This is a genomic window from Mycoplasma sp. 246B, assembly GCF_054353935.1.
The window spans coordinates 54003-67756 of record NZ_JBTHHM010000001.1 but is presented as its reverse complement, the minus strand read 5'-3'; the positions used below and the strand labels follow the sequence as shown (position 1 = coordinate 67756).

The window sequence follows — 13754 nt, the reverse complement described above, 5'->3', positions numbered from 1 at the left end:
TATGCATAAATTTAAATTTGCTGATATAGGAGAAGGATTACACGAGGGAACAGTTGCTGAAATTTACAAAAAAGAAGGTGATGAAGTAAAAGAAGGTGATTCGCTTTTTTCTGTTGAAACCGATAAAGTTACTTCAGATATCCCTTCACCTGCAACTGGTAAAATTGTGAAGGTTTTAATGGCTGTCGGGGATGTTATCCATGTTGGCCAAGAAATATATTATATCGATGATGGAAGTGGAGATGTTGAAGAAGCAGCCCCTGTCGCTGCTCCTGCACCACCTGCACCAACTAAAGAAGAACCTGCTGAAGAAGGTGGGGGAGCTTCAGTTGTAGGTGAAGTTAAGGTTTCAAATCAACTTTTTGACCTTTCTTCATTCAAAAGACCAGCAACCGCTACCAAACCTGCACCAGTTGCACCTGCCTCAACATCTGCTGCACCTGCAGTTGAGGCAAAGAACACAGGAAAAGCATATACAGGTAAAGTTGAAGAAGAATTTGACTTAATTGTTATTGGTTCTGGGCCTGGTGGATATTTAGCCGCTGAAGAAGCAGGTGGTGCTGGATTAAAAACTTTAATCATCGAAAAAGAATTTTGAGGTGGAGTCTGCTTAAATGTTGGATGTATCCCTACAAAAGCATTATTAAAAACTACTGAAGTTTTATCAAATATTAAACATGCACACGATTTTGGAATTGATGGAATAATTGATGTTAGTGTAAACTGAGAAAAAATGCATGCCAGAAAAGCCGGTGTGGTAAAACAACTTACTAATGGTGTACAAGCTCTAATGCGTATGAACAAGGTTAAAACTATCCTTGGAACAGCAAAATTTGTTGGAGCCCATGAAGTTGAAGTTGATTCAAAAGTTTACCGTGGGAAAAATATTATCATTGCAACCGGTTCATCTGATCGTAAAATACCACTTCCTGGATTTGAAGAAGGTTATAAATCAGGTAAGTTAATTACTTCAAAGGAAGCAATTAACCTTAAAAACAAACCACAATCATTAACTATCGTTGGTGGAGGTGTAATCGGGGTTGAATTTGCCCAAGTATTTTCTGCTGCTGGAACAAAAGTAACTATTTTACAAAACCTTCCAACTGTTTTAGCAATGCTTGATAAAGATATTATCAAACAAGTTACTGCTGATTTAAAAGAAGCAGGTGTTACAGTTATTGCTAATGCAAATACAACAAAATTTGAAAACAACAAAATTTTCTATACTGTAAATGGTAAGGAAGAATCAATTGAATCAGAATTAGTTTTAGTTTCTGTTGGTAGAGTTCCAGAATCACTTGGTTTAGAAGAAGTCGGAATCAAACTTGGAGATCGTAAGCAACTTTTAGTAGATGAATTCTGTAAAACCAATGTTGATGGTGTTTATGGTATCGGTGATGTTGTAGGTCAATCAATGTTAGCACATGTTGCTTACAGACATGCAATTGTTGCTGTATCTAACATTCTTAAAAAAGAAGTTAAATACTCTTCAAAAACCGTTCCTGCTTGCGTTTACACCCATCCAGAAATTGCAACTGTCGGATTAACTGAAGAACAAGCAAAAGAGCAAGGTAAAGATTTTATAGTAGCTAAACACCAATTCACATTCATTGGTAAAGCATTAGCAGCACACGAAGAAAAAGGTTTTGCTAAATTTATTATTGGAAAAGAATTTGGTGAAATTCTTGGATGTCACATTATTGGTGGAACAGCAACAGACTTAATCTCAGAGGTTGTTTTAGCTATGGATTTAGAATCAACTATCTATGAAATAGCTTCTGCTATACACCCACATCCAACTTTCTCAGAAGTATTATGAGAAGCTGCACGTAATGCAGTACATCAATTAAACAAACTAAAAAAATAAACAAAATAAAAGTATAAGTTCTCACTTATACTTTTTTTTCTTTTTAGGACTAGAATTAAAAACCAAGGATAATCCTTGGATTTTGTTATTTAGTTATATCATTTTCAATAATAACTTTGAGCGCTTTATTGTCTCCAGCATGCTTAAAGATGTTATATGCAGTTTCCATTTCTGAAAGCTTAAAGTGGTGTGTTACCATTTTGCTTGCATCGATTTTTCCTGATTCTAAGACATCTAAAAGCATTTGTGTAGTTGTTGCATTTACTAAACCTGTTGAAAAAGTAATGTTCTTAATTCATAGTTTTTGCAATTCAAAACTTACTGGTTTACCATGTACTCCAACATTAGCTATGTGTCCACCGATAGCAACTATATTTTGTGCTACATCAAATGTTGCTGGATAACCAACACATTCCATTGCCACATTTACTCCACGTCCATTAGTAATTTCCGAAACTTTTGCTTTAATTTCTTCTAAATTACCTGATTTAATAGTATGTGTTGCACCGAATTTTTTTGCAAATTCTAGTCTTGATTCTGATAAATCAACCATAATAATCTTTGATGGTGAGTAAAATTGTGCTGTCAGTAAAGCAGCTAAACCAATTGGTCCTGCTCCAATAATTGCAACAGTATCTCCTGGTTTAATATGAGAACTTTGTACCCCGATTTCAAATGAGGTAGGGAAGATGTCAGATAACATTACTAAAGCATCATCAGATACTGTTTTAGGTGCATGATATAATGAACCATCAGCATGTGGAATGTGTACAAATTCTGCTTGTGTTCCATTAATATTATGTCCTAAAATTCATCCACCTGTTTCACAGTGTGCGGGAAGACCACGTTTACAGTAGTAGCATTTATTACATGATGTGATACATGAAACAATAACTTTATCACCTACTTTAAAGTTAGATACTGCTGAACCTGCTTCCTCAACTATACCAATTCCTTCGTGTCCTAAGATTTTACCAGGTTGTGTTTCAGGAACATCTCCACCTAAAATGTGTAAATCTGTTCCACAAATAGTAGTTTTCAAAATCCGAACAACTGCATCGGTAGGTTTAATAACTCTAGGTTTGTCAAAGTCAACTAACTGTACTTTTCCTTCTTTATTAAATGTAATTGCTTTCATTTTCATAATAATTTCTCCTTTATTTTAAATAACTATTTGATAGTATTATACTCTTATCTATATAAGTTGTTGAATTTTTTAGAAAAAATATGAAATTCATTTCATGTTTTTATCAAAACTGGTTTACTTTTTTGTTTTGAATATATTACAAACTAATACCAACAATGCATCCAAATTTATATAAAAGTGTATTAAAATACCCCAAAACGGGGTTATATGGTATTAAATATATGGCGCGCCCGGCAGGAGTCGAACCCGCAACCTTTAGGGCCGTAACCTAACACTCTGTCCAGTTGAGCTACGGGCGCATTTAATTATGGAGGCACTAACGGGATTCGAACCCGCACTCAAGGTTTTGCAGACCCATGCCTTGGCCATTTGGCTATAGTGCCTATAAATTGCTAAATTATTATAGCGAAAAACAACAAAAAACAAAATATTTTTATAGATTTTTTATAATTTTAATACATAAATATTTTTATTAATTTCTATCTTGTAAAATGTGGAAATACTTTTATATATATATTCTTATATTTATAACATATGATATAAGAAAGCAATATGAGATATTATTACTCTATAATCGTTAAATAACGATATCTTTTTATGGAAATTATGAAAATATTTATTTTATATAAAATTACATACTTTTTATATATATAATTAATTATATACATATAAATTATAAAATATTTCTATAAGGAATTTAAGGGAAATTATGAAAAAGCACAAGTTATCAAAATTATTCTTATCAATTGCATCTTTAACTATAACTCCTATTGTTATTGCTGTAAGCTGCTCACCAAAAATAAAAGAAGAAGCAAAACCAGTTGATTTAAATTCTCCAAAAATGCAGGTTACAAAAACTACACCAACACATCCTATTGAAAAACCTAAACCTAATAACCCACAATCTCAAAATCTACCTATCAAAAACAATCCTAATCCAAGTGATGAAAAAAATAAACCTGATAAAGTAGATTATTCAAATGCTTTAGTTAAAAAACCAAATATAAGTGATCAAGTAATTTATAATAAAATATTAGAAAAACCTTTTAAAGGATTACAAAGATATAAAGATCCTGATTTTATAGGGATAGCTGGTGGAGGTAATGGAACTGATAACCAATTATTTTCAGTTAGAGATGGATTGGATATTAGTAAACTTACATCAGATGGAAAAGAGGAAACTAAAAGCAATAGAGTGTTCGATAAATCTACATGAGATCCTAAAACTAAAACTATTACATTTAAATATATGGTAATTGGTTATACAATGCAATATTCACAAACCATAACTTTAACAAATATAGTTGAAAAAACATCCGAACAAAATCCGAATAACCAAACAGAAACAAACATAGATTATTCAAATGCTTTAGTTAAAAAACCAAATATAAGTGATCAAATGATTTATGATAAGATATTAAAAAAACCTTTTAAAGGATTACAAAGATATAAAGATCCTGATTTTATTGGTATAGCAGGTGGAGGAAACGGAACTGATAATCAATTATTTGATGTTAGAGATGGATTGGATATTACTAAACTTACATCAGATGGTAATCCTGAAACCAAAGATAATCGCAAATTTCTAAATTCAACCTGAGATCCTGCTACTAAGACAATTACATTTAAATATATGGTAATTGGTGGCAAAACAGAATACACACAAATTATTAAATTAAATAATATAACAGAACCTTCTACAAAAGATAATGGGCAACCTACTAACAAAAATGGAACATCTGCTCCAAAACCTGATTTAGATAAAACAAAACAAGAAACTCAAAGTTCTGAACAAAAACCAACATCTGGAGCGAGAAGTAGTACCCCTCCAAAAACTCCAATTACATCTGAAACAGATGAAGACAAAAAAACAAACAAATCTGAAAATACTGAACCTCTTTCATATGAAAATGCATTAGAAAAATTACCTAATGTTACAGATGAAAAAATTTATAATAAGATTAAAGAAAGATTGTCAACAAAGAAAAATGTATTCCCTGGGTTACAAAGATATAAAGAGACTAAAGCTGGAAAAGCAGAAAATAGCACTTACTTTTTTGGAATAGCAACTGGTGGTACAAGTGATGATAATAAACTCTTTAAAACAAAAGATGGACTTGATCCACTAAAATTAAAAGATATCCCAAAAACACAAACCTCTGAAACTAAGAAAACTAGAAAGAAGGGACGTAATAAACATAACAATAATGTATTTGAGAGTTCAATTTGAAATGAAGAAGACAAAACATTAACATTTAGATATATAGTTGATGGTAAAAATAAAACATACGAGCAAAAAATCAAACTTAATATAACAACACAAGAACAAGATCCAAAAAATCCTAATACATCACAAACAAATAATACTCCATCTGATAAGGGTAATCAAAAAACAAACTCAACAGGTAAAACTGAAGAAAAGGTTAGTTCTGCAGAGACAAAGCAACAAAATACAGAACATCAAGATTCTTCAAGAGAAGAATCACCTAATGATGTAAATTCTAAAACTGACAACGAACCAAAAACCACAGATTCTACAAAAACTCCGCAAGGAAAACCTAATTCATCGGATACAACAAATCCAAAAACAGAAAGTGATTCACCAAAAAACTCTACTCAACCCACAGGTAATTCTGATTCTGAACAAAAAAATAACAATGAACAAAATATACAATCTGGTTCAGGTGAAACAGTCCATGAAACACCCCCTGCTCCAGCAGCATTAAAGACTGAAAAACCTAATGCAAATGCACAAACAACATCAAGTGAAACTTCTAAAAATCAACCAGAAAACTCAGAACCAACATCTAATGATAATACAAATGATCAAAGTGCAAAAACACCAACAAAAGAAAATAATCAGAAAGATACCCCTTCAGAAGAACCTACATTAAAATCTTCTGAATCACAACCTAGAGTTGTAGCAAGCCAAAATAACCAACCTAATCCAAACGAAAATCACGAACAGCAACATGAACAAAACCAACCAAGTGATTCAACACAAACAGGAACTCCATTTAACGGAACCGAAAACCCACAAGAACAACCAAAATTAAAAACTGAAACTTTACCAAAAAATAATCTAACTAGTGAAGAAACATCTGATAATACAAAAGTTGTAGATGGTAATGAATCAAAAAATGTTGACAATGAAAATGAAGAAGAAAGTCCAAAACAAAGTGAAGACACTATTAAAACTGCTCCATTAAAATTATATGATGGTGTTACAAAAGAAAAAGTCAAAGAACAAATTCAAAAAGCACTCGAAAAGAAAATAAAGACAAAGAAAAATAAAAAATTTCCTGGTTTACAAAAATACGGAACCAAAGGAAATGAATATGTTGGTATATCAGGTATGGGACGGCAAAATGAAAATAAATTATTTGCTTTTGCAGATGCGTCATATGCAAATAGAATTACATCAAAAAAATCAGATGCTAAAAAATTCACCGATTCAACTTGAGATCCTAATACAAACACATTAACATTTAAATACCATATTGATGACGACAATAAAGAATACTCACAAACTTTTGTGTTAAGTTAAAAAAATATCACAAATTAGATGCCTAATTTGTGATTTTTATACCTTAATTAATGAAACTACTTCGGTATGTTCACCTAATAATTTTCTTCCATGCAATTCTTGTAATTCTAATAAAACAATTACTTTTTTAACTTCTACACCTTGCGATTCTAATAACTTAATAATTGCTTTGGTAGTTCCACCAGTTGCAAGCACATCATCTACAATTGCAGCCTTTTGACCTGGTTTAACAAACCCTTTTTGTAATTCTAAACTATTGCTTCCATATTCCAAATCATATTTCATCGCAATAACTTCACCTGGTAGTTTATTAGGCTTACGAACCATAATAAATGGTTTTTTTAAAAAAGCAGCAGCGGGTGTACCGAATAAGAATCCTCGCGCATCTGGGCCTACAATGATATCAACATCTTTGCACTCATCAGCAATCTTTGAAATTGTATAATTTAAAGCCTCTCCGTTTGCTAATAAAGGTGATATATCTTTAAACATTATCCCTGGTTTTGGAAAGTCGGGAACATTTCTGATTAATTTTGCTATATTCATATTTTAATTATAAACTATTTGCTTATTTTTTGCTATATTTATCAAAAAAATAAAACACATAAAATTTTTATGTGTTTTATAAAATCCTAGTTATATGTATAACTGTGATCAAAAGAAGTTAATAAATGTGGTAATTTTTCAATGTTAGTTGTATAATCCATTTTTGGTCTAAGGAGAATTGAAAGTTGATAAATTTTCTTTCTAAATGCTCATTTTAACTTAGATATTTTACTATCCAACACAATGCGCGATTCGATGGTATGAAGTAAGGACTTCATATCTCATAAAATAATATTCTTCATATTTCCATAGGTAGGTTTAAATTGATAAATTGATTCTTTTAATAACTTTTTAGCATCTGCATATGAGAGCTTATTAGCAACTTCAATTTTATCATAGATTACATATCCGTTTTCTTTTAACGAAGCAGCCATATGTGCTGAGAGAACCGAATTTGCTTCTGTTTGTAGTTTAACTCTAACTTCTTGTTTTCTTGAAGTTACATAAAAGTAGAATAATGACATATTCATATACACTGCATTTAATAAAATTACAACGATGCTAAAGAAACCAACTCCACCAAAGAAGACGAATGAAATGATGTTTTTAACAATTCATACATATCAGTTTTCTCGAAAACCTAATGAAAGCATCATCAATGCTACAACTGAAAGTGAATTAATCATTGATAATAGTATGTTTCCATCAAGTTTATATTTATAAAAGGTCCCAAAAGCATTTTGCACAGGATCGAATCCAAAAGTGATGTTGTATAAATAAGTAACTTGTGGATTTAAGAAGTAAAAAGCAATTGATAAAATAATAAAAATCATTCCAAAGAAAGTTCATGTGTGAACACCCGAAACAAAGTATTCAAAGACAATCTTTTTACGAATATATGTTTTATGGAAGTTAAAAATTAAAATTGGTATATATATGAATAAATTAATTAACCCATCGATAATTAAATAGTTATAGAAAGCAAAGCATATAAAGAAAATAATATTTATCAAACTCAGTAAATAAGCAATTTTATAATGCTTTGAAAAGAAATAATTAGCTAAAATACCAAAGATACCAGAAAATGAAACTAAAACATTGATAATTGCAACCGAACGGTTCGGGTTTTGTCATGCTCACACTTTATAATCAAAATTATAAAGTGAAACATATACCAACACTACTATGTTAATTACAATATAACATTTCTCTATTACGTCACGATGTTTAAGAACTTGTTGCTTGAACTTAAGCATTTTTCTTTAAAGCCACAGTACGTGATGAATAATAAAGTGCTTCAGCAATAGTTGGGTGTGTGTAAATAGATTCTTGTAGTTGTTTAAAGGTAACTTTTTGTTGCATTGCAAATGCGACTTGGTTGATTAAAATATGTCCACCTTCTAAGAACATAAAACTTCCTAGAATTTCTCCGGTTGATTTAGAAACAAAGAATTTAACGAAAGCCAATTCATTTGCTAAACCATCAGCATGCATTCTTGGTAATGCCATACCAGGAACCATTACTTCATTAAATTCAACCCCATCTTTTTCTAATTGAGCAGCTGTTTTACCAACACCGGCTAATTCAGGGTTTAAATAAATTGCTCATGGAACATTGTTTAAGTTTAATTTTTCAGGTTGTAATCCTAAAATATCTTTAGCAATCACATCTGCTGTTTTGTAAGCAACAGTAGAAAGCATAAATAATCCAGTTACATCACCTAAAGCATAAACGTGATCTAAACTAGTTTTCATCGATTCGTTTACTTCAACAAATCCACGAGCATTTAGTTTTAATTTAAGTGCATCTAGACCAGATAGGTTTGCTACTCTACCAATTGCTACTAATGTTTTTTGTGAAGCCAATGAGTGTTTTTGCTCTCTTCATTGATAACTTACAAATCCATTAGAAACTGATTCTAAGTTCATTTCATCAACAATTACAACACCTTTTGCTTCTAAAGTAGCACGAACTGCTTTAGCAGCATGTGGATCAAGATGTGCTAAGAATTTAGTGTTACATAAAATAGTAACTTTAGTTCCTAATGTGCTATAAAAATAAGCAAATTCTAATGCAATAGGTCCTGCTCCAATAATTACTAGTGTTTTTGGTGCAGCATCTAATTTCATTGCTTGTTCAGAATCGATTAAGTATCCTGATTCATATGCTTCCATGGCACCTTCGATGCTTAATGCACGATTTGATGAACCAGTTGCTACAACTAATTTATCAAAGTGTAATGTTTCTTCATTAACTGTTAAACTGTGTTCATCTACAACAGTACCCATTCCTTTGAATACATCAACATGAGCGCCTGCTAAAAAGTTGCTAATAGCACCGTTCAAAAGTTCTTTGTTTGCTTTACGACGGTTTTGCATTACTTGGAAACTATATCCAAGGTATTTGTTGAAAACTCCATATTTTTCAGAATTTTGGATTGTGTCTAAAACTTTTGCTGACTTAATTAAAGTTTTAGTAGAGATGCAACCTTTGTTAACACAGGTTCCACCTAAATCTTCTTTTTCAACTAAGGCTACTTTAAGCCCGTTGCTTGATAGAATACCAGCCAAAGCGTACCCACCAGGTCCAGCACCTAATACTACGACATCATAGTGTTTCATATTTCTCCTTTATTTTTAAATATATACATATATTATAAACAAAATAATAATAAAAAGTGTAAAAAAATCATTTTTTTAATATGTTTTTGCATTTTTTTAAAAATAAAAACACAACTGAGTGTGTTTTATACATAAGCGATGATTACAACTATTAAACTTGCAATAAAATAAATTATTAAGTTAAAATAAAACGGAAAATTAGATTTTTTGATTTTGGGTTGCTGTTTTTGTTTTTTTTGCTCTAAGTATGCAACTTTTTCAGCATGAGTCATTCTTAACATCTTTTTTTCTTCTTTATATCGCGATGAAATAGACTTATTTTCACGAAATCTTTCAAATGTTCGTTCCATAAATCCTCATTTAAACACTAAAATAAGTAATACAAATGCTAATGTTATTAAGGCAGAAGCAGTAAAAGCATTAATAATTCAATTTACATCTTTTTTATGGTTTATTCCTGCTGAAATAGCAAAAATAACTCAGAAGATAAGAAAGTATGCTAATAAAATGTAATAAAATCGTTTGCTTTTAAACTGTGATTTAATTAAATTAGTAAATTTTGCTCACATTATTTGCTTCATTTTCGGATTTGCTCATCTGTTGCATAAACATAATGAGTTTGCTCATTTTCGCTAATATCTTGATTTTTAGGTAGATTTGGATATTTTTGCTCATCCATATATGAAAGTTCAAATTTTACATCCTTAAATTTCTCATTTGCATTTGAAATTTTAGGAATTGCTTTAAATAAATTAATTGTATATGGATGAATTGGGTTTTGATAAATTGCATTAGTATGCCCTGATTCAACAATTTTACCTAAATGCATTATTAATACCCGATCTGCAATATATTCAATCATTGATAAATCGTGTGCAATAAATATCATTCCAATGTTCTTTTGTTTACATAAATCCATAAGCAAGTTAACAATTTGTGCTTGAATCGAGATATCCAAAGAAGCAATTGGTTCATCAGCAACAATGATTTTTGGTTCTGTGATTAAAGCACGAGCTATCACAATTCTTTGACGTTGACCACCTGAAAATTCATGTGGATAACGATAGGCAAATTGTTTTAACAAACCAACATCTTCTAAACTTTTGTATATTGTATTACGTGTTAAAAGACTTGATATCTTATGAATCCGTCAAAATTTAGTGATGAAATTAATTGTTTTTTTATAAAATTTATTTTGCAGGAAAATATCATAATTGGATATACCTAAAAATAAATAAATAGCTTTTAAGTCTTTATTTAAATACCTACTTTCAATTTCAAAAGATTTAATTCCATTTAACTTATCATATACATTTGAAATAAAAACTTTATAATCAACTTTATATTGCTTTAATGTTGCTTTAAGTTTGTTATGTAAATGCAAATCATCTTTTTTGTTAATAAGTTGCTGTTTAGTTTTATCAATATAATTTGCTTTAAAGTATGCTAAAAATTGTTTATGTGTTTGGTTGAATTTACCTATCAATCCTTTATCAATAGCAATAAATGATTTACTAATATCTTCTTGCTCTTGAACTTGCTTTTTAAGTTCTAAAACTCTTAATTTATATGAATCCATATAAGTTTGAAGTTCTTTATCGAAGTTTTCTTGTGTTTGTTGCAATCTTTGTTTTGCTTGGTTAAAAGCATCTTTATTTATTTTTGGTTTAACAAAAAATCCTTTAATGGTTGTTTTTAAGCTTTTTACAAAGGTTTTTCACTTACTTTTAGCATTGCTTCGATATTGATCCTGGATATATTTAGATTGCTTTAAATAATCCGATAAATCAAAGTTGAAATTTGAAACCACAATATTTTTAATAGTTTTTGAAAATTCAGAAAGTTTATTAAAATCAAATGGATTGGCATTAAGTTGATGTTTAAAAAACTCACTTGATTTGTCTTGCAAATGATTAATTAACTGTTGCAACTCGTCAAAATCTAAGTATCTAAGTTTAGATGTATGCTTTCCAAATATCTTTTTAATATGATTATTTAGATGATATATTTTTACCTTATAAGCAAAATAATCAATATATGGACTTCCATATGCTTCATTAAAAAGTAATTTTGATTCATTTTTTAACTCTGAAATAAAGTTATTTAATGAGTTTTTTGAATCCAAATACTTTTCTCTTCAAGAAAATAAAGATTTTTTTAGTTCGCTAGCAGCAATAAAAGTATTTTGTTTAGATTCAAAATACTCATATGTGTGTCAAAGCAGTTGTTTTTGTTTTTTATATTCAGCCCTTGCTTGTTTTAGTTCAACCTCATCTAAATCAATTTGTTCATTTCGAAATTGCTGTTTCTTCTGATCATATAAACTAATTAATTTTTCAGTGTTCTTGTATAAACTATCAATAATCAGTGAGTTATTTTTACTTTTTTCTTCTAAGTATGCAAAATATGCATTAAATTTATCTTCAAAACTTCCTTCAACTGCATCTAAGTTGAAATTATTAAAATATTCACTTCATTTATTATAAAATGGTTGGTTTAATGAGTTTGCTATTTTTAAATTCTCCAATTTTAATTTCAGCGCTTCTTCTAAAAAAGAATAATGAAAGTTGTATTGAACCAATTCTCAATCCTTTTTAATATCAGAAATTTTATTTTTTATAACACGGTTTACCACTAAGGGTTCTTTTAGAATACTAAAGATATTATTTTGTCCATTTAATGAAGCCATAGGGTCTTGGAAAATCATTTGAATATTTTTACGCATAAAGCGATTTGTCTTACGCGAGATTCGCTTCCCTGATACTAATTTACCATTAATTCGAACAAAACCGTTATAATCATCATATAAACGAAGCAATGAACGTCCTACGGTTGTTTTACCAGAACCAGATTCACCAATTAAACCAAGGATTTCACCTTCAGAAACATCAAAACTAACATCGTCGACTGCTTTATTAATATGATTTTTATTAATAAAGAACTTTTTTAAATTTGTAACTTCAAGTATTTTACTCATCTTTAAATACCTCTTTAAAGCTTTTTAATCGTGATGTTAATTCGGGACTTAATGAAACTTTGGGTGCATCAGGATGCAGCAATCATGTTGCAGCTGCATGGGTGGAAGAAACTTCAAATAATGGAGGTTCTTTAATAAAATCAATTTCTAATGCATAATCATTTCTCGGAGCAAAAGCATCGCCAAGTGGTAAATTATTCATATCAGGTGGTGTTCCTTTAATTGAATATAAGCGATCTTCTTTGTTTTCTGGGATCGCAGAAATCAACGCTCATGTATATGGATGTTTTGGATCGGTAAAAATATCTTTTTTGCTTCCTTTTTCAACTATTTTTCCAGCATACATAACATAAATATAATCACAAAATTTAGCTACAACTGAAATATTATGACTAATTAAGATAATAGCAATATTCATTGAAGTACGGATTTCATCAAATAAAGCTAACACCGATGCTTGCACTGTTGGATCAAGTGCTGTTGTTGGTTCATCTGCGATTATTAAGCTTGGCTTTAATGCCACCACCATCGTAATTACAACTCTTTGCTTCATCCCACCCGACAAAGTATGTGGATACATATCAAAGACACTTTCACAATTACGGATTCCAAATTTATCAAGTAAACCTACTAAGTATTTTCTTTTTTCACTATATGGCTTACTTTTTCATTCTGGATTTTTATTTAAAGCATCTAAAAGTTGTTTTCCTACCTTACGGGTTGGATTTAATGATGTAAGTGGGTCCTGTGGGATGTAACCAATTTTGTGTCCACGAATCTTTTGTCAGTAACTTTCTTTTTTTGAATCAATTAAGCTAATTCCATCAATTTGCATAATTTCAGCAGAAACAACTGAATTATCATTAATATTTAAAAATGCTTTTGATGTAACTGACTTACCAGATCCTGATTCACCGACTAAACCAACTATTTCTCCACGGTTGATAGTAATATCAACTCCTCGCACTATGCTGATGAATTTGTTATAACCGGTTTTAAAACTAACTTTAAGATCTTTGACAACTAATAATTTTTCTTGCATAAAATC

The 13754-nt window shown here is 30.2% G+C and carries 9 protein-coding genes and 2 tRNA genes; 2 read left to right on the top strand and 9 right to left on the bottom strand.

Features of this window, described 5'->3' with window-relative positions; translation table 4 throughout:
• Position 1: 1 nt before the first annotated feature.
• Positions 2–1867, top strand: a complete 1866-nt coding sequence (gene lpdA / locus ACXYRR_RS00395) for a dihydrolipoyl dehydrogenase (protein WP_435130227.1) — start codon at positions 2–4, stop codon at positions 1865–1867.
• Between the two features lie 85 nt (positions 1868–1952).
• Here the strand turns inward: lpdA and ACXYRR_RS00390 are convergent, their stop codons facing one another.
• From ACXYRR_RS00390 to ACXYRR_RS00380, 3 genes are all read right to left on the bottom strand, one after another.
• Positions 1953–3011 carry a zinc-dependent alcohol dehydrogenase family protein gene (locus tag ACXYRR_RS00390; RefSeq protein WP_458597249.1) on the bottom strand — a complete coding sequence of 353 codons (1059 nt, stop codon included), beginning with the start codon at positions 3009–3011 and terminating at the stop codon, positions 1953–1955.
• Between the two features lie 225 nt (positions 3012–3236).
• Positions 3237–3313, bottom strand: a tRNA-Arg gene (locus tag ACXYRR_RS00385).
• A gap of 9 nt (positions 3314–3322) precedes the next feature.
• Positions 3323–3397, bottom strand: a tRNA-Cys gene (locus ACXYRR_RS00380).
• 326 nt (positions 3398–3723) lie between these two features.
• On the opposite strand from ACXYRR_RS00380, the gene ACXYRR_RS00375 reads away from it, so the two are divergent.
• A complete protein-coding gene (locus ACXYRR_RS00375) occupies positions 3724–6561 on the top strand; it encodes an amidase domain-containing protein (protein ID WP_458597248.1) in 2838 nt (945 codons plus the stop codon).
• Between the two features lie 36 nt (positions 6562–6597).
• On the opposite strand, the gene ACXYRR_RS00370 is transcribed toward ACXYRR_RS00375, so the two are convergent.
• The 6 genes from ACXYRR_RS00370 to ACXYRR_RS00345 all read right to left on the bottom strand — a co-directional run bounded on the left by ACXYRR_RS00370 (position 6598) and on the right by ACXYRR_RS00345 (position 13748).
• Positions 6598–7107 carry an adenine phosphoribosyltransferase gene (locus ACXYRR_RS00370; protein WP_458597247.1) on the bottom strand — a complete coding sequence of 170 codons (510 nt, stop codon included), beginning with the start codon at positions 7105–7107 and terminating at the stop codon, positions 6598–6600.
• Between the two features lie 86 nt (positions 7108–7193).
• Positions 7194–8363 carry a nicotinamide mononucleotide transporter gene (locus ACXYRR_RS00365; protein ID WP_435130212.1) on the bottom strand — a complete coding sequence of 390 codons (1170 nt, stop codon included), beginning with the start codon at positions 8361–8363 and terminating at the stop codon, positions 7194–7196.
• Positions 8356–9729: a dihydrolipoyl dehydrogenase gene (locus ACXYRR_RS00360; RefSeq protein ID WP_458597246.1), complete on the bottom strand. Its 1374-nt coding sequence runs from the start codon at positions 9727–9729 to the stop codon at positions 8356–8358. Before ACXYRR_RS00360 ends, ACXYRR_RS00365 begins: the two co-directional genes overlap by 8 nt.
• Before the next feature lie 125 nt (positions 9730–9854).
• On the bottom strand, positions 9855–10310 hold the full coding sequence (locus ACXYRR_RS00355) for a hypothetical protein (RefSeq protein ID WP_458597245.1): 456 nt from the start codon (positions 10308–10310) through the stop codon (positions 9855–9857).
• On the bottom strand, positions 10298–12706 hold the full coding sequence (locus ACXYRR_RS00350) for an ATP-binding cassette domain-containing protein (RefSeq protein ID WP_458597244.1): 2409 nt from the start codon (positions 12704–12706) through the stop codon (positions 10298–10300). The genes ACXYRR_RS00355 and ACXYRR_RS00350 overlap by 13 nt, the downstream gene beginning before the upstream one ends.
• Positions 12699–13748 (bottom strand): ABC transporter ATP-binding protein, encoded by a 1050-nt coding sequence (locus ACXYRR_RS00345; RefSeq protein ID WP_435130201.1) that lies wholly within the window; start codon positions 13746–13748, stop codon positions 12699–12701. The genes ACXYRR_RS00350 and ACXYRR_RS00345 overlap by 8 nt, the downstream gene beginning before the upstream one ends.
• Positions 13749–13754: the final 6 nt, after the last annotated feature.